The sequence below is a fragment of the Comamonas testosteroni TK102 genome (assembly GCF_000739375.1).
GTDB lineage: Bacteria > Pseudomonadota > Gammaproteobacteria > Burkholderiales > Burkholderiaceae_C > Comamonas > Comamonas brasiliensis.
The window spans coordinates 4,046,113-4,070,050 of the sequence record NZ_CP006704.1; the positions used below are offsets into that span (position 1 = coordinate 4,046,113).

Sequence of the window (23,938 nt, forward strand, 5' to 3'; positions counted from 1 at the left end):
GCAGGCCTGAGCGGCAGCCGGCCTATCTCAAGAAGACGGTTGCACGCCAAGAATGCACAGCGTATCGCGGGCAGCCACCCACTCCTCGTTGGTGGGCTCCACGCCCACCAGCACCCGGCTGCCGGCCGCTGAGATCACGGGCGCATGCGCCGCATTGGCCCGGGCATCGAGTTCCAGACCCAGCCAGGCCAGATCGGTGCAGACGCGGGCACGAATCTCCTCGCTGTGCTCGCCTATGCCTGCCGTGAAGACCAGCATGTCCAGGCCGCCCAGTGCCGCAGCCAGCGAACCGATCTCACGCACGATGCGGCGCACAAAGAGTTCCAGCGCAATGCGTGCGCGCTCGCCGGCCTCGCCCGGCTCCTCGATATGGCGCAGGATCACGCGCGGCTCGGACGAGATGCCCGATACGCCCAGCAGCCCCGAGTCGTGATAGAGCAGACGCCCCACCTCTTGAAGCGTCAGTTTCTCGATCTCCATCAGATAGAGCACGGCCCCCGGGTCCAGCGCACCGGTACGGGTGCCCATCATCAATCCGTCCAGAGCCGAGAAGCCCATGGTGGTCGCCATGCTCTGCAGCTGCTGCATGCCGCAGAGGCTGGCGCCGCTGCCCAGATGGGCGACGATGGTTCGCCCCCTGGCCCTGTCGCCATGACGCTCGGCCAGCGCGGTCGCCATATAGGCATACGAGAGCCCGTGAAAGCCATAGCGGCGCACGCCGCGCTGCCACCATTCGTATGGCAGCGGCAATATCTGCTCCACCTTGGGCAGGCTGTGATGAAAGCCGGTATCGAAGCAGGCGATCTGCACGATATCGGGTCGCTCGCGCAGCAGGATCTCTATGGCCTCCAGCGCAAACGGCTGGTGCAGCGGTGCCAGCGGCACATAGCTGCGCAAGTCCAGCAACACGCCTGCATCGATGCGGGTGGACTCGAAATACTTGCTGCCGCCATGCACCACCCGGTGAGCGATCGCGGCCACGGGCCGGTCCTCCAGCCGCGCCGTGATGCGCTCCCGGATGATGCGCAGCGCATCGCGATAGGGGTGCTCGGCGCCCAGTCCGATGGCAAAGGGCGGGATGCCGGTTTCGCCGAAGTCGGGAGCGGGCCCGCCAATGCCCTGCACCTTGCCGTTCCACAGGGGTTTGCGCGGCAGCGGCCTGGCGGCCTCGAAGACGGCGAACTTGATGCTCGAGGAGCCACAGTTCAGGACGATGATGACGGAATTGCTCATGGCAGTACCTTTGTCTGCCGACAGGGCACAGACTGCAGCAACGGCCAGCCTGGCGCCATCGACCATGCTTTTCAGGGCGGCGTCTGCCGGTAGTGATGTGCGAGCAGCAGCGCAATCGCGCAGGATGCAATGCGGGATTCGCGCGAATCGGCGCGGCTGGTCAGCACGATGGGCACCTTGGCTCCGAGCACGATGCCTGCGCTGGCGGCGCCGCCCAGGTACATCAGCTGCTTGGCCAGCATATTGCCGCTTTCCAGATCGGGCACCAGCAGGATGTCGGCCTGACCGGCCACGGGCGACGTGATGCCCTTGGTGCGTGCGGCCTCGATGGAGACCGCATTGTCGAAAGCCAGCGGGCCGTCCAGCACGCCCCCGGTGATCTGGCCCCGGTCGGCCATCTTGCACAGCGCGGCCGCATCCAGGGTTGCGGGCATGCTGGGGTTGACCGTCTCGACGGCAGCGAGGATGGCCAGCTTGGGCCTGGCCACGCCCAGGACCTGCGCGAGCTCGATGGCATTGCGTGCGATATCGGCCTTCTGCAAGAGATCGGGGGCCAGATTGATGGCCGCGTCGGTGACGATGAAGGGGCGTGGATAGCTGGCCGTCTGCAGCACAAAGCAATGGCTGACACGCCTCTTGGTGCGCAGCCCGGCACTGCCGGCAACGACAGCTGCCATCAGCTCGTCGGTGTGCAGACTGCCTTTCATCAAGCCCTCCAACTCGCCGCTGGCGGCAAGCCTGGCGCCATGCTCGGCAGCGGCGTGGCTGTGCGGCACGTCCTCGATGCGCAGGCCCTGCAGCTCGAACCCCTGCGCCAGCGCAATCGCCTCCAGCCTGGCGCGCGGAGCGATCAGGACCGGCTCGATCAGCCCCAGCCGATGCGCGTCGAGCGCCGCGGACAGACTGATCGCATCGCAGGGATGAACCACGCCCATGCGCACCGGCGGCAGCTCCTTGACGGCCGCCAGCAGCCGGATCAGGCCATGATGGGTGGCCACGTCCAGCGGCTGCTCCGCCCCGCCCGAAGACAGGTCGGTCGCCGGAGGTGACGCTGTGGTGAAAGCCTGGGCCTGTGCCTCGCGGGCGCAGCGCAGGGTCAACGTGCTCGCATCACGGGCGGCAACGGTGACATGCAGGCTGTCGCCGACAGCCAGGCCCTCGAACGGCTCCCGCATCCCCTCTGGACTCGATTGACTCATCGCACTCCTTTCTTGCCGCGGCTTGCGGCCGGTTGACGTCGCGCAGCAGGCTTGGGCCGCGTGGCGGTGGCGGAAGCCCGGGCCGGCGCCAGCTGCGGCACCTGAGCCTCGTCCATCGGGGCCTGCTGCGCCAGGGCGGCCTGCTCGAACAAGGCCTGCACCTGCTGCAGAGCGCTTTTCACGGCCTGCTGCTCGGCCTTCGCTCCCGTATCGATGGCCGCCATGCTGGCAATCGCCTGGCTGGCCTTGCGTATGGTGTCGGCAGGCGTGTTCTTGAGCAGGCCTGGAATGGCATCGATGGCGGCGCTACCGCATTGCCTGATCACCAGGGTCTGCTCGCGGATGGCGGCGCGCAGCTCGGCCAGGCTCCAGCGCCCCGGCGCCTCCTGCTCCAGCAATTGCGCGGCCAGATGGTAGTAGCGCTCGTCCACGGAGCGGCGCAGCGACAGCACGCTCAGCAAGCCGCGCAACGTGGCTTCGAGCACGCCGCCCTGACCCACACTGTCCTCGATCTGGCGCTGCCTGCCCGCCATCAGGGCCAGATGCTCGGGCGTGGTGCCCGGATGCTGGCGCACCGGCCCGCTTTCGCCATAGGCATGTCCGGCCAGTGCCTGCATCAGGGGCGAGCCGTAGAACATGTCGAACCACAGGGCATAGATATGGTCGCGCCGGTCGCGAAAGTCATCGAGGGAGCGCTCCAGCGCGGCCGAGCCCTGCTGCTGCATCTGCAGCCAGGGATTGGCCTCGTCCACGGGCCGGCGATGTTCGCGTATGTATCCGGCACTGCCGCGTATCAGGGCGGCCAGCGGGTGCTGGCTGCTCCAGGCCTCGAACTGCAGGCGCATGGGGTGCAGGGCCTGCAGCCAGCGCGCCGACTCGGAGGTGCTGAATGCGCGCACCCAGGGTTGCCAGAGGCTGCGGTACAGCGCCAGGTTGATGTCGGAGACCCTGGCCGCCGCGTCGAAGCGGCGTTCGGCCTGGGCATCGGGCTTGACGATGTCGCGCACCTCATCAAGACCGCTGGCACGGATGCTCAGCAGATAAGGATCGTGGAGCAGCTTCTGCTCCTGTGCCGTGGCGTCGTCCACGCTGGCGCGGTAGATGCCTGCGGGCAGCAGATTGATCTGCTCTATGGCGCTGGCGAACTTGCGGTGCTGCTTGCTGCCGACCGCACCCGACACAAAGATGCCCAGGTGGCCGATGCTGTCATGCGTGCTGAAGATGATGGTCTGGTCATGGGCACGCACGTCGTCGTCGCTGGCGTAAAGGTCGGTGATCCAGCCCAGGGCCTGGGCCGGCGGTGTGATGTTGTCGCCATAGGAACAGAACACCAGGATGGGGGAGCGGATATTGCGCAGATCGATGCGCACCCCGTCCGAGGTCAGCAGCCGGGCCGTCGAAAGCTTGTTGCCGATGAACAGGTTGTCGACGATGTACTGCATCTCCACATCGTTGAGAAAGACATAGCCGCCCCAGTATTTCTCGAAGCCTATATAACGCTCGGCCTCGGTGTCGACATTGGCATAGACCTTGTACTGCTTGCTCCACAGCGTATTGGCCGGATCGAGCTGCTCGAAGTTCTGCACCAGATGGGCACCGTCGAAGCGGCCGTTGCCCAGATCGCTGGCCAGAGCCGTCATCCAGCTTCCCCCGAGAAGCCCGCCCGAATAACGCATAGGATTGTCACCGGCCCAGTACGACAGGGGCGCTCCAGCAACGATGATGGGCCCGAACAGCTCGGGCCAGACAGCGGCCGTCATCAGGATCTGCCAGCCCGCCTGGCAGTTGCCGATGACCGCGGGTTTGCCCTCGCTCTCGGGATGCAGCTCGGCCACGCGACGCATGAAGGCCGCCTCGGCACGCATCACATCCTCCACCGTCTGACCCGGCACCGGATCGGGCAGAAAGCCGACGAAGTAGCAAGGGTGGCCGGCCTCCAGTGCCGCCCCGATCTCGCTGTGCGGCTTGAAGCCGCCGATGCCGGGCCCATGGCCGGCGCGTGGATCGACCACGACGAACGGTCGCTTGCCCGGATCGGCCGGCCGATTCTCAGGCGCCTGAATGCGCACCAGGCCATAGTTGACGGGCCTGGGAAGCTCCAGTCCCGACATCACCAGCTCGGCAGGGAAATGCAGCACATTGGGCATCCTGGCCTCGCGCTGCATCCGGTACTGATCGCCGACCTGGCGCTCGATATCGGCATACAGCACGCTGCGCTGGGCAGCATCCAGCGCATAGGCTGCGGCGGCGCGCCACCATGCCAAAGGATCGACAGCCCCCTGAGTCGATGGGCCGGCCTCGCTGGGTTTGCTCATATCGTGCTCCCGAAGTCACAAGCTTCTCTCAAAAAGACTCAAAAACAATAGCTGTCGGCGCTTTATGGATCAGCCAAGCGCCGAAAAGCCGGAGTTCCTGCCATGACAAGACCGCAGATCATCCGGCAACGAAGCGGCAGCCATGCTGCGGCCCCGCCCCTCTTTCTCCCTATTTCTGTGCCGTCTTGCCGCCCTTGGCCTGAGCCTCGTCCTGACCCGGCGGCGTCCAGACGGACAGCCACTGCTTGAAGATGTCCTGCAGCGGCAAAGCGGGCAGATTGGACGAGCCGTCTGCACGCATGGCGTCGGCCACGGCCTTCTGCCAGGCCTCCAGGGCTTGCTGCAGACCGCTGGCAAAAGCCTGCTGGTTCCGGATCGCGATATCGCTGGCGCTCCTGGCATCGCTCATGCGGTCTTCAATCCTGCGCATGAAAGCCTCGGCGGGCAGGCTGGCCAGTGACTGCCAGTCCTCGGCCTTCAGCAGGCTTTGCAGCTCCGACGTGGTTTCGCTGATGCCAGTAGCACTGCTGTGCTGCGCCGCTTCCAGCCAGCGATGGCCACTCTCACGCATCAGCTGAGCGATGCGCAGTTGCAGCTCGGCATTGGCCTTGAACAGACTCAGGGGGGTCGCTTGGATGCTCATATCGGTCTCCCTATGGTGATGGTGGTGCCTATCGAGAGGCTGGCGGACCGTCCGGCCTATCACCGTGACCAGACGGCCTATGAAAACTCCGTGACTTGCGCAAACCCGGATGGCGCATGGCGTTTCGTGCAGAGAAATGCCCGTCGTGCATCCTGGTCGGAGCAGGTCTTCAACTCAATGCTCGAGCACGTACCGGCCCGGAGCGTCATACAAGGGCTTGCCACTCTTGCCGCCCATGCGCGGCGCAGCCAGCGGCGTGCCGGATCTGGTTTGAAGCCAGGCACTCCATGCCGGCCACCAGGAGCCCTGGTGCCGCTCGGCTTCCTGCTGCCACTGCGCGGCAGGCATGTCCTGAGCACCGGCGGGACGCATGCGCAGCTGGTAACTGCGGCGCGGATGGCCGGGCTCGCTGACAATGCCGGCGTTATGGCCACCGCTCGTCAGCGCAAAGGTGATTTCGGCCGGGGTGCGATGGTGCAGCTTGTATACCGATGGCCAGGGCGCCACATGATCGGTAAGCGTTCCCACGCAGAAGATAGGCACTCTGAGATCGAGCAACGAGACCGGCCTGTCGTCAACCGGATAACGGTTTTCGCTGAGATCGTTGTTCAGAAACAGACGGCGCAGGTATTGCGAGTGCATCCTCGCAGGCATGCGCGTGGCATCGGCATTCCAGGCCATGAGATCGCTCATCGGCGCACGCTCGCCCAGCAGGTAGTGATCGACCATGCGCGACCACAGCAGATCCTGGGAGCGCAGCATCAGGAATGCGCCGGCCATCTGCTCGGCGCGCAGATAGCCTTGCCGGGCCATCTGGGCCTCAAGCAGGCTGATCTGCGCTTCGTCGATGAACAGCCCCAGCTCGCCGGGCTCGGTGAAATCGGTCTGTGCGGCCAGCAGGCTCATCGATGCCAGACGGTCGTCGCCGTCGCGCGCCATCGCTGCTGCAGCCATGGCCAGCAGGGTTCCGCCCAGGCAATAGCCGGCCGCATGCACTTTCCTGCCCGGGACGATACCGGTGACGGCATCCAGCGCAGCACGCCAGCCCAGCGCGACATAGTCGTCCATGCCCAGCTCCCGGTCATCGGCATCGGGGTTCTTCCAGGAAACGCAGAACACCGTATACCCCTGGTCGACCAGATACTTGATCAGCGAATTGCCTGGCGAAAGATCCAGGACATAGTACTTCATGATCCAGGCCGGCAGGATCAATACCGGCTCGGGGTGGACCTTGTCGGTGGTGGGCGTGTACTGGATCAGCTCCATCAGCCGGTTGCGCAGCACCACCTTGCCAGCCGTGACGGCCACATCGCGCCCTGGCTGGAATGCTTCGGAACCTGCAGGCGGCTGGTTTGCGATCTGGGCCTGCAGGTCTTCCATCAGGTACTGCAAGCCGCGCACCAGATTCGCCCCGCCCTCTTTGAGGGTACGCTCCTGAACAATCGGGTTGGTGGCAAAGAAGTTCGCGGGCGAACACATATCCAGCCACTGCTTGCCCCAGAACCCGACCAGGCGTGCGTGATGCGGTTCAACCCCGGCAACGCCCTGGCTGGCAGCCCGCCACCAGCGTTGCTGAGCGGCGAAGCCCGCACTGATGGCATTGAACGGCCATTGCTGCCATTGAGCCGCCCTGAAGAGGCGATCGGGCTCTGCGTTCCTCGGCCCGCCATAGCAAAGACTGGCCCATTCTTCCAGCGCCAGCCGCGCAAGATCCAGACGCTTTCCGGGGCTGATGGCAAGATGGCCAGCCCAGTCCAGCCAGGCCTGCCATTGAGACTCGGGGGAAACCGACAGCCACTGCTGCGCCCACATCGCACGCACAGCCTGATCAAGCTGCCGGCTGGAACTGAACTGCGTCTCGGCCTCGCGGTCAACCATAGCGGCCCCTTTTTGCTGCATGGCAATAACGCAACATCTTATGTGCTGAAGAAGTGGTTGCATAGCCACCGCCCACGGAGGCTTGAGCTTCATCAAATCCAGGCCAGCAAGCAATGCGGCGCCAGATGCCAGATGCCAGATGCCAGATGCCAGATGCCAGATGCCAGATGCCAGATGCCAGATGCCAGATGCCAGATGCCAGATGCCGGATGCCGGATGCCGGATGGCGCAGGCTGCAGCGCTGCAGGCGAAAGAACTCGGCGTCCAGACCTGCAGGCAATATCGGCAATGGCCTGCAAGCGGCGGGCTCCGACCAAAGTCGGCCTGCGCGCCAGACACCGATTACCCATTGTGTGCAATAATGGAGAGCTTTTATGCGGAAAGTACACCGGACAGGCTGGTGCGGCTCCCGCACTTGACCAAAGGAAAGATCATGAAAGAAGGCATTCACCCCAATTACCGCGAAGTTCTGTTCGTTGACATGTCCAACGGCTTCAAGTTCGTGACACGTTCTTGCGTTTCCACCAAGGAAACCGAAAACTTCGAAGGTAAAGAGTACCCTCTGTTCAAGCTGGATACCACTTCTGAATCGCACCCCTTCTACACTGGCACACAAAAGTCGGTGGACAACATGGGTGGCCGCGTGGAGAAGTTCCGCAACCGCTTCGGCAAGAAGTAAATCTTACTTTTTTGCTGAAAAGGCAGCTCGGGCAACCGTGCTGCCTTTTCTTTTTGGGAGCTGCCCTGCGGCATCCCAATGCTCCTATCATCGGAGCACCAAGCGCTCCGAACCCGGGCGCTCTCGCCTGATCAGGCCGTGCAGACTCGCACCGCCGCTACCGGATTGATTGCGTGAACCAGCCCACACCTGCCATTGTTGCCCAAAGCGCCGTGCGCCGACTGCCGCGCTGGGCCCTGCTTTTGCTGTGCCTGGCCTATGTGATTCCCGGCTTTGTCATGCGTGGCCCCTGGCGCTCCAACGACATGGAGGCCTTTGGCTATATGCGCGAGCTGGCGCTAGGTCATACCGACTGGCTGTCTCCCACGCTTTCGGGCCTGGCTCCCAGCATCGATGGTCTGCTGCCCTACTGGCTGGGCGCCTTGTCCCTGTTGGGCTTCGAGTGGCTGCTCGGCGCTGAAATGGCGGCGCGCCTGCCGTTCATCGCCTTGCTGATCCTGACCCTGGCAGCCACCTGGTGGGGCGCCTACTATCTGGCACGCACGCCTGGCGCGCAGCCCGTAGCCTTCGCCTTTGGCGGAGAGGCGCAACTGATCGACTACGCCCGCGCCATGGCCGATGCGGCCTTGCTGGCGCTGGTTGCCTGCCTGGGTCTGGCCCAGCTCTCGCATGAAACCACCAGCTACGTCACCCAGCTGGGCTGCACGACGCTGCTGTTCTTTGCAGCGGCAGCCATGGCCTATCACCCGAGGAAGTCAGTGGCAGCACTGATATTCGGCCTGCTGGGATTGGCCCTGAGCGGCGCCCCCACGCTTGCCGTGCTGTTCGGACTGGGCGGCAGCGTGATCGCCTTCACCCAGCGCAGCTGGGGCGACAATCCGGGCCGCTCACACCGCCAGGCACGCATCTGGGCCGCAGCCTGGATGGCCGCCACCGTGCTGGCCGCCAGCCTGACCACCGCACTGGATCAATGGGTCTGGCATCTCGTGGACTCGCTCAAGGACTGGAGCGCGCTGCTGCAGCTGCTGTTGTGGTTCTGCTGGCCTGCCTGGCCCCTGGCTTTGTGGACTCTGTGGGTCTGGCGCCGCCAGATTGCCTACCCCGGCCACAACCCGCATCTGTCCATCGCCCTGCTGTTTGCCACCGTCCCGGTAGCCGCCTGCCTGAGCAGCACCCCGGCCGATCGCGCCCTGCTGCTGGGACTTCCTGCCATCGCCACACTGGCCGCCTTCGCCCTGCCCACCTTTAGGCGCAGCATCAGCGCGCTGATCGACTGGTTCACACTGCTGTTCTTTACGGCATCCGCGATTGCCATCTGGGTGGTCTGGCTGGCATTTCAGACCGGATTTCCGCCCAAGATCGCCGCCAATATTGCACGCCTTGCTCCGCAGTTTGAAGCCAGCATCTCCTGGCCCACGGTCATCGTGGCACTCGTCGCCACTGCCGGCTGGTTTGCGCTGGTGGTCTGGCGCACCTCGCGCAACCGCGCAGCCATCTGGAAGAGCCTGGTGCTGCCGGCCGGTGGAGCCACGCTGAGCTGGGTGTTGTTGTCCACGCTCTGGATGGAGCCGCTGGACCATGCTCGCAGCTATCAGTTCCAGATGACACAGCTGGACGGCGAGCTCAGGCAAAGCGGCGCCACAAGCTGCGTGCTGACCTATGGCCTGGGCCGCTCGCAGATTGCGGCCGTGCGCTACTACACCCATGTGGATACGGCACTGCTGCGCCGCAGCGATCCCCGCGACTGCGGCTGGGCACTGGTCGATGCAGACCGCTGGGCGGGCGACCACAATCGCAAGCTGCGCCAGGGCTGGAGCGAGGTCAGCCGCATCACCCGTCTGGCCGGTCAGAAGGAGGTTCTGGTTCTGCTCAAGTACACCGGCCCCAAAGCCGCGCCATGAAGGGCGAGCTGCAGTACATAGGCCGCCATGCCGGTACCGTGCTGGCCGGCCAGCTGGCCGTCATGGCCTTCGGCACCACCGATACCATCGTCGCCAGTCGTTATTCCAACGAGGCCGTCGCAGCCCTGTCCGTGGGCTCGGCCATTTTCATCAGCGTCTATGCCTCGCTGATGGGCATTTTTCAGGCTCTTTTGCCCCTGTGGTCCGAGCAGCGTGGCGCCGGCCGGCCCCGGGCCATAGGGCATTCGCTGCGCCAGTCCATGTATCTGTGTGCCACGGCCTGCGTGCTGGGGATGGCAGTGCTGCTCATGCCTGACGCGCTGCTGCGCTGGACCGATGTGCCCGATGCGCTGCAGCTGGAGGTCAAGCGCTATCTCGCCGTGCTGGCCTGGGGGCTGCCTCCGGCGCTGCTGTTTCGCATCTACAGTGCACTCAATCAGGCGCTGGGCCACCCCAAGCTGGTCACCTGGCTGCAGCTCATCTCGCTGCTGATCAAAATCCCCTTGTCCGTCTGGTTCACCTTTGGCGGCCTGGGCCTCGCTCCCCTTGGAGCCGTGGGCTGCGCCCTGGCCACGCTGCTGGTCAACTACACCATGTTTGCCGTGGCCCTGTGGCTGATGCGTACCCAGGATTTCTATGCGCCGCTGGCGCTGTGGCAGAAGCTGGAGCCCCCTGACTGGCGGCAGCTGGGCCGTTTCTGCCGCCTTGGCATTCCTGCGGGTCTGGCCATTCTGATGGAAGTCACCTCCTTTACGCTCATGGCCCTGTATGTGGCAAGACAGGGCCCGCTCTCGTCCGCCAGCCACCAGATTGCCGCCAATCTGGCCGCCATCTGCTATATGGTGCCGCTGTCCCTGGCCATTGCCACCAGTGCCCGCGTCAGCTACTGGCGCGGCGCAGGCGATGAAGCCCAGGCCAGAACGCTGATTCAGCAGTGTTTCAAGCTTGCGCTGATGATAGGCATGGCGACAGCTGCCACCTTGTTCGTTGCTCGCAGCTGGATTGCAGACATCTATACCGACTCCCCGCAGGTACTGGCCATGACGTCCTGGCTGCTGATCTGCGTGGCCGCATACCATGTGGCGGACTGCGTGCAGACCTACTGCATTTTCGTGCTGCGCTGCTACCGCGTGACCGTGGCGCCTCTGGTGCTTTATTGCCTGCTGCTCTGGGGCGGCGGCCTGGGCCTTGGCTACTGGCTGACCTACCGGTGGCAGGCCGCTCCCGGCTGGCAGGACTGGCAGGCCACGCCCATGCCCTTGTGGATCTGCAGCGCGGCCGCCCTGCTGGTCACGGCCCTGGCATTCAGCACCATCCTGCACAAAACCATACGACCTCCCAAGCCCCAGACCAGCCCCCGAAGCGCTCAATGAGACAGCGTCTTGACCGGCACCTCGGTCACGGCCCGCACACGGCCAGGCGGAAAAGTCACAGCGAACTCCGAGCCCTTGCCCAGCTCGCTCTCGATGCTGAGCTTGGCACCATGGCGCTGCAGCACATGCTTGACGATGGCCAGTCCCAGGCCGGTGCCGCCAGTGTCGCGTGAGCGGCTGCGGTCCACGCGATAGAAGCGCTCCGTCAGGCGCGACACATGCCTTTCATCGATGCCGGGGCCGGAGTCCTTGACGGCAAAGCGGGCCGAACCGTCGGGCAGCAATTGCCAGCGCACATCGATCTGCCCACCGGCAGGCGTGTAGCGCATGGCATTGGCCAGCAGATTGGAGAACGCGCTGTGCAGCTCCGCGCTGGCGCCTGCCAGCTCTCCGGCCTGCCTGAGCACCTGCTCGTCGGGAAAGTTCAGCACATGGGGCTTGGACTGCTTGCGCGTCAAGGCATTGGAGAGACCGCGCGCCTCGTTCTCGCAGCGAGTGAGCAACTGCGCCACCGAGACCCAGTCGTTGTTGCCGGGCAGCGGGCTGCCCTCCAGACGCGACAAGGTCAGCAAGTCCTCCACCAGATGCTGCATGCGCTCGGCCTGCTGGGCCATCAGCTCCAGATAGCGATTGCGCTCGGCCTCCTCCAGCGGCAGGTTCTGCAGCGTTTCCACAAAACCGGCCAGCACCGTCAGCGGCGTGCGGATTTCATGCGAGACATTGGCCACGAAGTCGCGGCGCATGGCTTCGGCCTGCTCCAGCGCCGTCACATCGCGCGCCAGCAGCAGCTTGCGTCCCTCGCCGTAACCGTAGAGCTGAACCGACAGCTTGACCGGTCGCGAAGGCGTGCTTTCGCGCCCCTGCATGACCAGATCGTGGGTGAAGTCCTGCGCCACGAAATAGGCACTGAACTGGGGATTGCGCACCAGGTTGCCTATGCTTTGCAGCACGTCGCGCTCGGCGTCGAAGCCGAACTGCTTGGCCGCAATCTGGTTGCACCATTCGATGCGCCCCTGTGCATCGAGCAGCACCACGCCATTGGGACTGGCCTGCAGGGCCGACAAGATATCGTTGAGCCGCTGATCGCCCTGCTGCACCTGCTGCACGCTCTGGCGAATCCAGCGGCGCATGCGTACACCGGCCTCCCCCCAGATGCCCGCCAGGTTGGGCACGGCACCCAGCTCCGACTGGCGCAGCCAGCGCAGCAGGCGCGCGCCATTCCAGCTATCCACCAGCCACCAGATCCAGCCGCCTATCAAGGCACCTGCCATGGCCGCCACAGTTTGCTGCCCCACCGTCGCATCGGGTGCGACCAGATAGGCCCACAGCAGCCATAGCACCATGGCTGCCGCGATCTGAGAGGCCAACAATCGAAAACCACGCCACCCCATATTTGCTTTCAGTTGTGATTTTTGTCGACCCAGCCAGACCGGGCCGAGGTTTTGGGGGAAGTGCTGTCAGGCCATGGCCTGAGCGCTGAAACGGTAACCTGCGCCGCGAACGGTTTCAATCAGAACACCGGCCACGCCCAGCGATTCGCGCAGGCGCTTGACGTGCACATCCACCGTGCGCTCTTCGATGAAGACATGGTCGCCCCAGACCTTGTCGAGCAGCTGCGCACGGCTGTGCACGCGCTCGGGATGCTTCATCAGATAGTTCAGCAGCTTGAACTCGGTGGGTCCGATCTTGAGCAGATCGCCCTGCCAGCTCACACGATGGGCTGCGGCATCCAGCACCAGCTCGCCGATGCTGACCTTGTCCTGCACCTGTTCCGGCGCGCGACGGCGCAGCACGGCGCGAATGCGGGCCAGCAGCTCCTGGGTGGAGAAAGGCTTGGTGATGTAGTCGTCCGCTCCGGCATCCAGGCCCGCCACCTTGTCGGGCTCGTCGCCACGCGCCGTCAGCATGAGAATGGGCACGGCCTTGGTGCGGCTGTCGGCACGCCATTTGCGGGCCAGCGACAGGCCGCTGGCTCCGGGCAGCATCCAGTCGAGCAAGATCACATCGGGCAGCACGGCATCAAGCTCGCGCTGCGCCGACACACCGTCTTCCGCCCAGACGGGCTGGAAGCCGTTATGCCTCAAATTGACCGCGATCAACTCTGCAATCGCAGGTTCGTCCTCCACGATGAGGACCATGGGCATCTTCTTCATCCCTGGCTAGCCTCCGTCTTACAACACCGCAGATTCGATTTCAGCCATGGTCTGATGGCGCACGTCCTTGCCCTCGACCAGGTAGATGATCAGCTCGGCCACGTTCTTGGAGTGGTCGCCGATACGCTCGATGGCCTTGGCCAGGAACAGCAGGTCCAGGCTGGCGGAGATGGTGCGCGGATCTTCCATCATGTAGGTGATGAGCTTGCGCACAAAGCCGTCGAACTCTTCGTCGATCAGATCGTCTTCGCGCAAGATGGCCACCGCCGCCTTGGTGTCCAGGCGGGCAAAGGCATCCAGGGTCTTGCGCAGCAGCTCGGAAGCCATCTGGGCAGCCATGCGCAGCTCGCCGCTGGGCAGCGAACGGGCCGCACCGCTTTCGATGATGGACTTGACCATGCGGGCCATCTTGCAGGCCTCGTCGCCCATGCGCTCCAGATTGGCCGTGGCCTTGGAGAAGGCGATCAGCAGGCGCAGGTCGCGGGCCGTGGGTTGGCGGCGCGCAATGATGGACGACAGCTCATGGTCGATCTCCACTTCCATGGCATTGACGCGCTGCTCGGTGCTGATGACCTGCTCCACGGCGTCGGTGCTGAAGCTGGTCAGTGCATAGACGGCATTGCTGATCTGAGACTCGACCAGACCGCCCAGCTCCATGACGCGGGCGGAGACGCGATTGAGTTCGGAATCGAACTGTGTGGACAAATGTTTTTCTGTCATTTTTGAGTCCTTAGCCGAAGCGGCCTGTGATGTAGTCTTCCGTTTCCTTGCGCTGGGGCTTGAAGAACATTTTTTCGGTGTCGCCGAACTCCACCAGGTCCCCCAGGTACATATAGGCCGTGTAGTCGCTGCAACGGGCGGCCTGCTGCATGTTGTGGGTCACGATGACCACGGTGTAGTCGTTCTTCAGTTCCGCAATCAGCTCTTCGATCTTGGCCGTGGAGATGGGGTCCAGCGCCGAGCAGGGCTCGTCCAGCAGCAGCACCTCGGGCTTGATGGCAATGCCGCGCGCGATGCACAGACGCTGCTGCTGGCCGCCCGACAGACCCGAGCCGCTTTGCTGCAGCTTGTCCTTGACTTCATTCCACAGCGCCGCCTTGCGCAGGGCCCACTCCACGCGGTCGTCCATGTCGGAGGCATTGAGATTCTCGAACAGCTTCACGCCGAAGGCGATGTTGTCATAGATGGACATGGGAAACGGCGTGGGCTTCTGGAACACCATGCCGACCTTGGCGCGGATCAGGGCCACATCCTGCTTGCTGGTCAGCAGATTGTCGCCGTCCAGCATGATCTGGCCTTCGGCGCGCTGCTCGGGATAGAGCTCGAACATGCGGTTGAAGGTGCGCAGCAGCGTGGACTTGCCGCAGCCAGAGGGGCCGATGAAGGCCGTGACCTTCTTCTCGGGAATATCGAGATTGATGTTTTTCAGCGCGTGAAACTTGCCGTAATAGAAGTTCAGGTCGCGCACGGCCAGCTTGACGTTGGCGGGAGCAATGGTTGCAGTCATGATCTTGAACCTTGGAATTATTTCTGGCGGGTGATGAAACGCGCCAGGATATTCAGACCCAGCACAGCCACCGTGATGAGGAACACACCGGCCCAGGCCAGTTGCTGCCAGTTCTCATAGGGGCTCATGGCAAATTTGAAGATGGTCACCGGCAGGCTGGCCATGGGCTTGCTCATGTCGGCATTCCAGAACTGGTTGTTCAGCGCCGTGAACAGCAGCGGAGCGGTCTCGCCCGCGATACGGGCCACGGCCAGCAGCACACCGGTGATCACGCCGGCACGGGCCGCACGCAGGGTCACCATGATGATGACCTTCCACTTGGGTGTGCCCAGTGCATACGCCGCTTCACGCAGGCTGGCGGGCACCAGCACCAGCATGTTTTCCGTAGTCCGGATGACCACGGGAATCACGATCAGCGCCAGCGCGATCACGCCGGCCATGCCGGAAAAGCTCTTGAAGCGCACCACCACCACAGTGTAGACAAACAGACCGATGACGATGGAGGGGGCCGACAGCAGAATGTCGTTGACGAAGCGCGTGGTGGAAGCCAGCCAGCTCTTCTTGTCGTACTCGGCCAGATAGACGCCGGCCATCACGCCGATCGGAGTGCCGACAAAAGTGGCCAGCGTCACGATCATCAGCGAGCCCCAGATGGCGTTGGCAATGCCGCCCTCTTCGTTGGGCGGAGGCGTCATCTGCGTAAACAGGGCGAAGTTCAGACCGCCCACGCCCTGGCGAATGGTTTCCCAGAGAATCCAGACCAGCCAGAAGACACCGAACAGCATGGCGGCCATGGACAGCGTCAGCGCAAGCTGATTGAGGCGCTTACGCCTGTCGTACTTGGCCTGACGCACCGCAGCCAGGTCGGCCGCATCAAGCATCTTGGCGGAGGTAGAGGTCGAGCTCATGAGCGGGCTCCTTCGTTCTTCTGCAGGCGGTTGAGCAGCACCTTGGACAGGGCCAGCACCACGAAGGTGATGAAGAACAGCACCAGACCCAGATAGATCAGCGACGCCTGATGCAGGCCTTCGCCGGCTTCGGCAAACTCATTGGCCAGGGCCGAGGTGATGCTGTTCGCAGCCTCGAACACGGACAGCGAGTTGAGCTGGTTCATATTGCCGATCACAAAGGTCACGGCCATGGTCTCGCCCAGCGCACGGCCCAGGCCCAGCATGACGCCGCCCAGCACACCGGTCTTGGTATAGGGCAGCACCACCTTCCAGACCACTTCCCAGGTCGTGGAGCCCAGGCCGTAGGCCGACTCCTTGAGCAGCGCCGGCGTGACCTCGAACACATCGCGCATCACCGAGGCGATGAAGGGGATGATCATGATGGCCAGGATGATGCCGGCCGACAGAATGCCGATACCGACGGGAGGCCCGGAGACAAAAGCCCCCAGATAGGGCACGCCGCTCAGCAGGTTCTGCAACGGCTGCTGCACATAGGTGGCCAGCACGGGGCCGAACACCATCAGACCCCACATGCCGTAGACGATGGAGGGAACTGCGGCCAGCAGCTCGATGGCGGTGCCCAGGGGGCGCTTGAGCCAGGCGGGCGAGAGTTCCGTCAGAAACAGGGCAATGCCGAAGCTCACGGGCACGGCAATGAGGAGCGCGATGGCCGACGTGGCCAGCGTGCCGTAAATCATGACCAGGCCGCCGTACTGATTCTGGACGGGGTCCCAGACACTGCTGGTCAGAAAGCCCAGGCCATATTCCGCAATGGCGGGCCAGGCACCGACGATCAGCGAACCCATGATGGCCACCAGCAGCGCCAGCGTCAGAATCGCTGCACCGCATGCCAGGCCACCAAACAAACGATCCGCCATACGTCCCGAGATCATCGGAGCACGTGGCGGAGAAGGAGAGCGTCGCTTGGCGGCATCGGTGGAGGCAGCAGCCAGCGAACTGGAGGGCGACGTAGTGGACACGTGAGCGCCTTTATTCGCAAAGGGTTGAAACAAGCAGCGGAGATGCCGTCCGGCACGGCAGTCCGCTGCTCACTGATTACACGAGATTACTTGGCAACAACCTTGCCCGAAGTGTCCTTGATGTCGTTCCAGGACTTGTAGATCACGTTCTTGACGGAGTCGGGCATGGGCACGTAGTCCAGATCGGCAGCAGTCTTGTCACCTTGCTTGTAGGCCCACTCGAAGAACTTCAGCGAAGTGGCGGCCTGGGCGGGCTTATCCTGGGTCTTGTGCATCAGGATGAAGGTGGCCGAGGTGATGGGCCAGGCGCTCTTGCCGGGCTGGTTGGTCAGGATCTGGTAGAAGCTCTTGGCCCAGTCGGCGCCAGCAGCGGCAGCCTTGAAGGTATCGTCGTCAGGAGAAACGAAAGCGCCTTCCTTGTTCTGCAGCTGTGTGTAGGTCAGCTTGTTCTGCTTGACATAGGCGTACTCGACGTAGCCGATGGAGTTGGGCAGACGGCCCACAAAGGCGGCAACGCCTTCGTTGCCCTTGCCGCCGGCACCGGTGGGCCAGTTCACGGCCGTGCCTTCGCCGACCTTGTCCTTCCACTCGGCGTTGACCTTGGAGAGGTAGTTGGTGAAGCCGAAGGTGGTGCCGGAGCCGTCGGCGCGGCGCACGGGAGCGATGGCGGCATCAGGCAGCGCCACGCCGGGGTTCAGAGCGACAACGGCGGGATCGCTCCACTTGGTGATCTTGCCCAGGTAGATGTCGCCCAGCACCTGGCCCGACAGCTTCAGCTGACCGGGAGCCACGCCCTTGATGTTGACCACGGGAACAATGCCGCCGATCACGGTGGGGAACTGCAGCAGGCCCTTCTTCTTCAGCTCTTCATCGGTCAGGGGAGCGTCCGAGGCGCCGAAGTCCACGGTCTTGGCATCGATCTGCTTGACGCCGGCACTGGAGCCAACGGACTGATAGTTAATCTTGACGCCAGTGGCCTTGTTATAGTCAGCAGCCCACTTGGAATACAGAGGAGCCGGGAAGCTCGCACCGGCACCCGTAGCTTCCTGGCTGGCGTTGGCAATACCCGCTGCAGACAGAGCACCAGCTACCAGAACGTGAATCAAGGACAACTTCATGAAACGACCTCTTAGGGTTGAAAGATTCGATGGAGTGGACTTTAAAAACCTTTTATGACAGCGTCGTGACATGAAAATTTCAAGGCGCAACCGAGTGAAAGACGCTCGATCCGGTCATGTGATTGTCATATTTCATTCGCAAACTGCTGAGCCTTGACCTGCATACCCGGTCCCCGAGTGAAACCACAGGTAACAGCTTGTCGCAAGGCCGATGCCGGGGCGCTGGCAATGTATGACATAGTCTGTCACACAGCGTGAGCACCCCTCAGCGGTGGCAAGGGCCGGCAATACCTGCAAATACCTGACTTGGCATAGGCTGAACTTTGCCCCCTGATAGCCCGATGACGGCGCATATTGCATATTCCACTGCCCGATGCATGTGTCGTAAGCTCCTTCACGCTCATGCTCCACTCGTGCCCCAACCCGCATAACAACAACGCATTGATTGGCTCAGAAATGGCTCCAGAATCGCTGCTTGCCGCCGTAGACCTTGGCTCCAACAGTTTTCGCCTTGAAATAGGCCGCATCGGCTCGCATCAACGCATAGAGCGTGTGGAATACCTCAAGGAAACCGTGCGCCAGGGCAACGGTCTGAACTCGCGCCAGGAACTCTCGCGCGAAGCCATGGAGCGAGGCTGGGACTGCCTGGCGCGCTTCGGCGAGCGCCTCAGAGGCTTCGATGCATCACATGTCCGCGCCGTCGCCACCCAGACCCTGCGCGAGGCCCTGAACGCCGACGAATTCGTGACGCATGGCAGCCAGCTGCTGGGCTTTCCCATCGAAGTCATTGCCGGCGAGGAAGAAGCCCGGCTGATCTATCGCGGCGTGGCCAGCTCGTTGCCGCCAAGCCAGCAAAAACGCCTGGTCATCGACATTGGCGGGCGCTCCACCGAGATCATCATCGGCCAGCACAGCCAGCCGCTGCAGGTGGCATCGTATGCGCTGGGCAGCGTCTCCTGGAGCAGCCGCTTCTTCAGCGATGGGGCCTTGAACAAGGCCAACTTCCAGGCCGCCGTTACTGCCGCCAAGCAATGCCTGGCCCAGGCCCAGTTCGCCTACCCGGGCACGGCCTGGGACTGCGCCTACGCCTCTTCCGGCACGGCCAATGCCGTGGCCGACGCCCTCACGGCCCAGGGCCTGGACGGACAGGTGATTACTCCCGCCAAGCTGCGCCACCTCTACGAGATGCTGCTGGACATCGGCCATGTGGACCGCCTGCGCATGCCGGGCCTTAAGGAAGATCGCCGCCCCGTGGTCGCGGGCGGCATCAGCGTGATGATGGCCGTAGTCGACCTGCTCGGCATCACCGAGCTCGAAGTCGCCCAGGGAGCGCTGCGCCAGGGGGCCCTGCACGACCTGCTCGATCACGAGCCTCCTGCCGACAAGGAGGCCGCAGAAATCAGCGCCCTGCAACTGGACTTCGGCGTGGATGCCCCTCATGCCTTGCGCGTGCAGCGTATTGCCACCGAGCTGTATCAGCAGATCCTGCCTGCCGAAACGGCGGCGCAGAGCGCGCAGGCCCTGGCCATTGCTGCGCAGCTGCATGAGGTCGGCATGCGTGTGGCCCTGAGCAACTACCACCGCCACGGTGCCTACATCGTCGAGCATTGCGGCCTGGCCACCTGGGAGCCGGAGCTGCGCCAGCGCATCTGCCAGCTGGTGCTGGGCCACCAGGGCAAGCTGCGCAAGCTGGAGGACGCCATCGAGGAGCCTCAGCTGGCCCTGCCGCTGATGGCGCTGCGCATTGCCGTGCAGCTGTGCCACACCCGCCGCGAGCCGGACATGAAGGGCATGCAGATCAAGCGCTCGGGTTCGGAATGCAAGTTCTCCACCCCTTCGGGCTGGATGCTGACCTATCCGCAATCCGCGCGCCTGCTGGAAGAGGAAGCCATGGCCTGGAGCAAGACGCCCTGGAGCCTCAAGCTGCAGCTGCGTTGACGCGGCCGGCCATGCGGCCGCCGCACGGCAAAGGCAAAGGGACTGCGAGGCAGTCCCTTTTTTTGCATTCGTTCTTCAAAAAGAGAGCTGCAAGCGCTTGCCAGATAATGATCTCAGCATGAAAAGTATCTGAAATCCTTGACTGTCAAGCGCAATAAGCTCCTTATTTGATAACTCAGAGGCTCTTGCCGCCGTAGCGCACCATCAGCGCCTGCTGGGCCCCCTTGCCTTCCAGGGGACGCTCTGGCTTCTGGTAAGCGCCCGAAGCATCCAGCGTCCAGGCATCGCGGTCATCGCCCAGATAGGCCACCAGGCACTCGTCAATCACGCGCTGGCGCAGCTTTTTGTCCAGCACCGGCCAGGCCAGCTCCACGCGGCTGAGCATATTGCGATTCATCCAGTCGGCGCTGGACAGCAGCACCTCTTCTTCCTGGCCCCAGGCAAAGTAGAAGACGCGCGAATGCTCCAGGAAACGGCCGATGATGGAGCGCACGCGGATATTGTCCGTCACGCCCGGGCGCTGGGCCGGCAGCATGCAGGAGCCGCGCACGATGAGATCGATCTGCGCACCCTTGCGACCGGCTTCGACCAGAGCGCGAATCAACGGCTCGTCGGTCAGTGCATTCATCTTGAGCACCATGCGCGCCTTCTCGCCCCGCGCCGCCGCGGCGGCCACCAGGCCGATCAGCTCCAGCATGCGGTTTTGCAGATGGAAGGGTGCCATGACCAGCTTTTGCAGCTTGGGCATGGTGTTGTGGCTGGAGAGGTGGCGGAACACCGCATCCATATCGGCCGTGATCTCGTCATTGCAGGTCAGCTGGCTGATGTCGGTGTACAGACGCGCGCTGCGAGCGTTGTAGTTGCCCGTGGACAGATGGGCATAGCGCTTGAGCTGGTTGTTGCGCTTTTCGCGCCGCGTGATCAGCAGCATCTTGGCGTGGGTCTTGAGACCGACCACGCCATACACCACCTGCACGCCCAGCGATTCCAGCTTTTCCGCCCAGTTGATGTTGGCCTCTTCGTCAAAGCGCGCCTTGAGCTCCAGCACGGCCAGCACTTCCTTGCCCCGGCTCACGGCCTCGGCCAGCAGGCTCATGATCTCGGAGTCGGTACCCGTGCGGTAGATGGTCTGCTTGATGGCCAGTACCTGCGGGTCGTTGACGGCCTCGCGCAGCAGCTCCAGCACGCCGTCGAAACTCTCGAAGGGCTGATGGATGATGATGTCGCTCTTGCGCATCTGCGCGAGGATGGAGCGGCCCGGCACGAGCTGGGTGGGCCAGGCCGGCTTCCACTTGGGAAACAGCAGGGCCGGGTCGTCGACCAGATCGATCAGCTGCATCTGGCGCACCAGATTGACCGGTCCCTTGACGCGGAACAGCGCCTCGGCAGGCAGGCCGTATTGCTCCAGCAGCAGGTCAGAGAGCACCACGGAGCATGAGGAAGACACTTCCAGGCGCACGGCCTGGCCGTAATGGCGGTGGTGCAGGCCCTGGCGCAAGGCCATGCGCAGATCCACCACATCGTCCTCATCCACGGCCAGATCGGAGTGGCGGGTGACGCGGAACTGGGAGAACTCGGACACCTCCCGGCCGGGGAACAGCTCGGCCAGGTGGGCACGCACCACGCTGGAGATGCTGACGAACAGCTTTTGCTTGCCCGAGATCTTCTCGGGCAGGCGGATCAGGCGCGGCAAGGCGCGCGGCACCTTGACGATGGCCACCTCGTTGGCGCGCCCGAAGGCATCCACGCCGTTGAGGCGCACAATGAAATTCAGCGCCTTGTTGGCGACCTGCGGAAAGGGGTGCGACGGATCCAGGCCCACCGGCATCAGCAGGGGCTGGACCTCGCGCATGAAGTACTCGCGCACCCATTTGCGCTGCGCCACGCTGCGCTCGCCATGCGAGACCAGGCGGATCGCATGCTTGTCGAACGCAGGAATGATGGCCTGGTTGTAGAGCTGATACTGCTTGGCCACCAGGCCATGGGCCGTGGTCATCAGTCGCTGGAAGCTGGCACGCGAGTAGGTGCCCTGCTCGTCGCCCACCTTGGCGGCCGAGACATGAGGGGCGCAGCGCACCTCGAACCACTCGTCGAGATTGGAGGACACGATGCACAGATAGCGCAGGCGCTCGAGCAGCGGCACATCCTCGCGCTCGGCCCAGCTCAGCACGCGCTCGTTGAAGACCAGAATGCTTTGATCGCGGTCCAGCAGCTCCAGAGTCGGCTCGATCACAGGCGGCATGGCAACCTCGTTCTTGGACGCCGCCCGGCGTCGGCGCGGCGCTTTGGCAGGGACGGAAGATGCCGCAGGGGCCGCGTCGGAAACGGCACCGGGCACCTCATGGTGCCCGGTGCCGGCGGCTTGCGCAACTGCAGGCGGCTCGCCTGCAGCGCCCTTCACGCAACCGCCCTGCTCCGCTGTTGCCGCTGCTGACACCAGCGAGAGATGCACCAGCCCCAGGGATGCGGGCCCCGCCTCCTGCGACTGACTGCCGGCCTGCGAGGCTGCGGCGCAATCCTGCCCTGAAGAAGAAGTGATGGAAGCGGAAAAGAAAGAATCGGAACCAGGTACGGATTGGGACATGTGGCAGCAGCCTGCGAAAGCTTGAAGCGCCCCTGAGGGCATGCCCGCAGTCTGCCGGTGGTTTATGACAATTGCATGACCAAAATATGACTGTCATCGTTGTTCATGACAGCCACCCCGGGCTTGAACAGCGTCAGCTGGTCCTGACCACCTCGGCCAGACGCTCGGCACAGTTGCTGGCCATGTCCGCACTTCTGGCCTCGACCATGACGCGCACCAGGGGCTCGGTACCGCTGGGACGGATCAGCACGCGGCCGTCGCTGCCCAGCAGTTTCTCGACAGCCGCCTGCTCGCCGGGGAGCTTGGCGTTGCTTTTCCAGTCCTGTCCCGGCTGCAGGCGCACATTGATCATGACCTGGGGGAACAGCTTCACGGACTCCAGCCACTGGGCCATGGTCTTTTTGGAGCGCACGCAGGCCTGCAGCACCTGCAGCGCACTGACCAGGCCGTCGCCGGTGGTGTGCTTGTCCAGCGCCAGCAGATGGCCCGAGCTTTCGCCACCCAGCTGCCAGCCCTTGGCAATGAGTGCTTCCAGCACATAGCGGTCTCCGACCTTGGCGCGCACAAAGCCCACGCCCTGCGCCTTGAGCGCCTGCTCCACCGCCATATTGGTCATCAGGGTTCCGGCCACGCCGCTCACCGCATCGCCGCGCGCCAGACGGTCGGCCGCCATGAGATAGAGCAGCTCGTCGCCGTTGTAGAGACGGCCCTGCGCATCGACCAGCTGCAGCCGGTCGGCGTCGCCGTCCAGTGCCACGCCATAGTCGGCATTGTTGGCACGCACGGCCCTGACCAGCGCCTCGGGATGGGTCGCACCCACGCCCTCGTTGATGTTCAGGCCATCCGGGGAGCAGCCGATCTCCACCACGCTGGCACCAAGCTCATGAAAGACCTTGGGAGCGATCTGATAGGCCGCGCCATGGGCCCCGTCCACCACGATCTTCAGACCGCGCAGCGACAGGCTGTGATCGAAGGTGCTTTTGCAGAACTCGATGTAGCGACCGGCTGCATCGGCCAGGCGCCGTGCCTTGCCCAGAGAGGCGGAGTCCACCCAGACGGGGTCTTCCTTGAGAGCGGCTTCCACATCCTCTTCCCAGGAATCGGGCAGCTTGGTGCCTTCGGCACTGAAGAACTTGATGCCGTTGTCGTAGAACGGGTTGTGGCTGGCACTGATCACCACTCCCAGGCTGGCGCGCTGGGCACGCGTCAGATAGGCGACGCCCGGTGTCGGCAGGGGGCCAAGCAGCATGACATCGACACCGGCGGAGTTGAAGCCCGATTCGAGTGCGCTCTCCAGCATATAGCCGGAGATGCGGGTGTCCTTGCCGATCAGCACCAGAGGACGCTCTTGCGTACGGCGCAGCACACGCCCGACGGCATGCGCCAGGCGCAGGGCAAAGTCAGGCGTGATGGGCGACTTGCCCACCGTGCCGCGAATCCCGTCGGTGCCGAAGTACTGTCTTGCCATAATTTCGTTGTCCTTTTTA

Annotated in this window: 18 protein-coding genes; 4 read left to right on the forward strand and 14 right to left on the reverse strand. The window is 63.7% G+C overall.

Annotated elements, in window-relative coordinates; all coding sequences use genetic code 11:
- Positions 1-27: 27 nt before the first annotated feature.
- From O987_RS18305 to O987_RS18325, 5 genes are all read right to left on the reverse strand, one after another.
- On the reverse strand, positions 28-1,233 hold the full coding sequence (locus O987_RS18305) for an acetate/propionate family kinase (RefSeq protein ID WP_043376636.1): 1,206 nt from the start codon (positions 1,231-1,233) through the stop codon (positions 28-30).
- 71 nt (positions 1,234-1,304) lie between these two features.
- Positions 1,305-2,432: a bifunctional enoyl-CoA hydratase/phosphate acetyltransferase gene (locus O987_RS18310; RefSeq protein WP_080731553.1), complete on the reverse strand. Its 1,128-nt coding sequence runs from the start codon at positions 2,430-2,432 to the stop codon at positions 1,305-1,307.
- Positions 2,429-4,747 (reverse strand): DUF3141 domain-containing protein, encoded by a 2,319-nt coding sequence (locus O987_RS18315; protein WP_043373920.1) that lies wholly within the window; start codon positions 4,745-4,747, stop codon positions 2,429-2,431. Before O987_RS18315 ends, O987_RS18310 begins: the two co-directional genes overlap by 4 nt.
- 169 nt (positions 4,748-4,916) lie before the next feature.
- Positions 4,917-5,390 carry a phasin family protein gene (locus O987_RS18320; protein ID WP_019044263.1) on the reverse strand — a complete coding sequence of 158 codons (474 nt, stop codon included), beginning with the start codon at positions 5,388-5,390 and terminating at the stop codon, positions 4,917-4,919.
- 174 nt (positions 5,391-5,564) lie between these two features.
- Positions 5,565-7,268 carry a PHA/PHB synthase family protein gene (locus tag O987_RS18325; RefSeq protein WP_043373922.1) on the reverse strand — a complete coding sequence of 568 codons (1,704 nt, stop codon included), beginning with the start codon at positions 7,266-7,268 and terminating at the stop codon, positions 5,565-5,567.
- A 433-nt stretch (positions 7,269-7,701) separates the two neighbouring features.
- Between O987_RS18325 and O987_RS18335 the strand changes: the two genes are divergently transcribed.
- The 3 genes from O987_RS18335 to O987_RS18345 all read left to right on the forward strand — a co-directional run bounded on the left by O987_RS18335 (position 7,702) and on the right by O987_RS18345 (position 11,221).
- On the forward strand, positions 7,702-7,947 hold the full coding sequence (locus O987_RS18335) for a type B 50S ribosomal protein L31 (RefSeq protein ID WP_003053459.1): 246 nt from the start codon (positions 7,702-7,704) through the stop codon (positions 7,945-7,947).
- A 173-nt stretch (positions 7,948-8,120) separates the two neighbouring features.
- Positions 8,121-9,848, forward strand: coding sequence for a hypothetical protein (locus O987_RS18340; RefSeq protein WP_003053458.1), 1,728 nt, complete (start codon positions 8,121-8,123; stop codon positions 9,846-9,848).
- Complete coding sequence (locus tag O987_RS18345; RefSeq protein ID WP_043373925.1) at positions 9,845-11,221, forward strand: MATE family efflux transporter; 1,377 nt, start codon at positions 9,845-9,847, stop codon at positions 11,219-11,221. The genes O987_RS18340 and O987_RS18345 overlap by 4 nt, the downstream gene beginning before the upstream one ends.
- Here the strand turns inward: O987_RS18345 and phoR are convergent.
- The 7 genes from phoR to pstS all read right to left on the reverse strand — a co-directional run bounded on the left by phoR (position 11,215) and on the right by pstS (position 17,929).
- Positions 11,215-12,591, reverse strand: a complete 1,377-nt coding sequence (phoR, locus tag O987_RS18350) for a phosphate regulon sensor histidine kinase PhoR (protein ID WP_034400399.1) — start codon at positions 12,589-12,591, stop codon at positions 11,215-11,217. The two genes, O987_RS18345 and phoR, sit on opposite strands and share 7 nt — an antisense overlap.
- An 87-nt stretch (positions 12,592-12,678) precedes the next feature.
- A complete protein-coding gene (phoB, locus tag O987_RS18355; RefSeq protein WP_003053455.1) occupies positions 12,679-13,374 on the reverse strand; it encodes a phosphate regulon transcriptional regulator PhoB in 696 nt (231 codons plus the stop codon).
- 18 nt (positions 13,375-13,392) lie between these two features.
- On the reverse strand, positions 13,393-14,094 hold the full coding sequence (gene phoU / locus O987_RS18360) for a phosphate signaling complex protein PhoU (protein WP_003053453.1): 702 nt from the start codon (positions 14,092-14,094) through the stop codon (positions 13,393-13,395).
- Between the two features lie 10 nt (positions 14,095-14,104).
- Positions 14,105-14,881 carry a phosphate ABC transporter ATP-binding protein PstB gene (pstB, locus tag O987_RS18365; protein WP_003053452.1) on the reverse strand — a complete coding sequence of 259 codons (777 nt, stop codon included), beginning with the start codon at positions 14,879-14,881 and terminating at the stop codon, positions 14,105-14,107.
- A gap of 17 nt (positions 14,882-14,898) precedes the next feature.
- Complete coding sequence (gene pstA / locus O987_RS18370; RefSeq protein WP_003053451.1) at positions 14,899-15,789, reverse strand: phosphate ABC transporter permease PstA; 891 nt, start codon at positions 15,787-15,789, stop codon at positions 14,899-14,901.
- Positions 15,786-16,724, reverse strand: coding sequence for a phosphate ABC transporter permease subunit PstC (gene pstC, locus O987_RS18375; protein ID WP_003053450.1), 939 nt, complete (start codon positions 16,722-16,724; stop codon positions 15,786-15,788). Before pstC ends, pstA begins: the two co-directional genes overlap by 4 nt.
- Before the next feature lie 173 nt (positions 16,725-16,897).
- A complete protein-coding gene (gene pstS, locus O987_RS18380) occupies positions 16,898-17,929 on the reverse strand; it encodes a phosphate ABC transporter substrate-binding protein PstS (protein WP_003053449.1) in 1,032 nt (343 codons plus the stop codon).
- A 456-nt stretch (positions 17,930-18,385) separates the two neighbouring features.
- Here pstS and O987_RS18385 point away from each other — a divergent pair, with 456 nt between their 5' ends.
- Entirely contained in the window at positions 18,386-19,867 is a 1,482-nt protein-coding gene (locus tag O987_RS18385; protein ID WP_043373928.1) for a Ppx/GppA phosphatase family protein, read from the forward strand.
- Positions 19,868-20,042: 175 nt separating this feature from the next.
- Here the strand turns inward: O987_RS18385 and ppk1 are convergent, their stop codons facing one another.
- On the reverse strand, positions 20,043-22,109 hold the full coding sequence (gene ppk1, locus O987_RS18390) for a polyphosphate kinase 1 (RefSeq protein ID WP_043376641.1): 2,067 nt from the start codon (positions 22,107-22,109) through the stop codon (positions 20,043-20,045).
- Between the two features lie 475 nt (positions 22,110-22,584).
- Positions 22,585-23,919, reverse strand: coding sequence for a phosphoglucosamine mutase (glmM, locus tag O987_RS18395; protein ID WP_003053446.1), 1,335 nt, complete (start codon positions 23,917-23,919; stop codon positions 22,585-22,587).
- Between the last annotated feature and the right edge of the window lie 19 nt (positions 23,920-23,938).

Coding starts and splice junctions, on each gene's coding strand:
- O987_RS18335 (WP_003053459.1), top strand. CDS start 7,702: ATGAAAGAAGGCATTCACCCCAATTACCGCGAAGTTCTGTTCGTTGAC.
- ppk1 (WP_043376641.1), bottom strand. CDS start 22,109: ATGCCGCCTGTGATCGAGCCGACTCTGGAGCTGCTGGACCGCGATCAA.
- O987_RS18325 (WP_043373922.1), bottom strand. CDS start 7,268: ATGGTTGACCGCGAGGCCGAGACGCAGTTCAGTTCCAGCCGGCAGCTT.
- phoB (WP_003053455.1), bottom strand. CDS start 13,374: ATGAAGAAGATGCCCATGGTCCTCATCGTGGAGGACGAACCTGCGATT.
- O987_RS18345 (WP_043373925.1), top strand. CDS start 9,845: ATGAAGGGCGAGCTGCAGTACATAGGCCGCCATGCCGGTACCGTGCTG.
- pstS (WP_003053449.1), bottom strand. CDS start 17,929: ATGAAGTTGTCCTTGATTCACGTTCTGGTAGCTGGTGCTCTGTCTGCA.
- pstB (WP_003053452.1), bottom strand. CDS start 14,881: ATGACTGCAACCATTGCTCCCGCCAACGTCAAGCTGGCCGTGCGCGAC.
- glmM (WP_003053446.1), bottom strand. CDS start 23,919: ATGGCAAGACAGTACTTCGGCACCGACGGGATTCGCGGCACGGTGGGC.
- O987_RS18385 (WP_043373928.1), top strand. CDS start 18,386: ATGGCTCCAGAATCGCTGCTTGCCGCCGTAGACCTTGGCTCCAACAGT.
- O987_RS18305 (WP_043376636.1), bottom strand. CDS start 1,233: ATGAGCAATTCCGTCATCATCGTCCTGAACTGTGGCTCCTCGAGCATC.
- O987_RS18315 (WP_043373920.1), bottom strand. CDS start 4,747: ATGAGCAAACCCAGCGAGGCCGGCCCATCGACTCAGGGGGCTGTCGAT.
- O987_RS18310 (WP_080731553.1), bottom strand. CDS start 2,432: ATGAGTCAATCGAGTCCAGAGGGGATGCGGGAGCCGTTCGAGGGCCTG.
- phoU (WP_003053453.1), bottom strand. CDS start 14,094: ATGACAGAAAAACATTTGTCCACACAGTTCGATTCCGAACTCAATCGC.
- pstC (WP_003053450.1), bottom strand. CDS start 16,724: ATGATCTCGGGACGTATGGCGGATCGTTTGTTTGGTGGCCTGGCATGC.
- pstA (WP_003053451.1), bottom strand. CDS start 15,789: ATGAGCTCGACCTCTACCTCCGCCAAGATGCTTGATGCGGCCGACCTG.
- O987_RS18320 (WP_019044263.1), bottom strand. CDS start 5,390: ATGAGCATCCAAGCGACCCCCCTGAGTCTGTTCAAGGCCAATGCCGAG.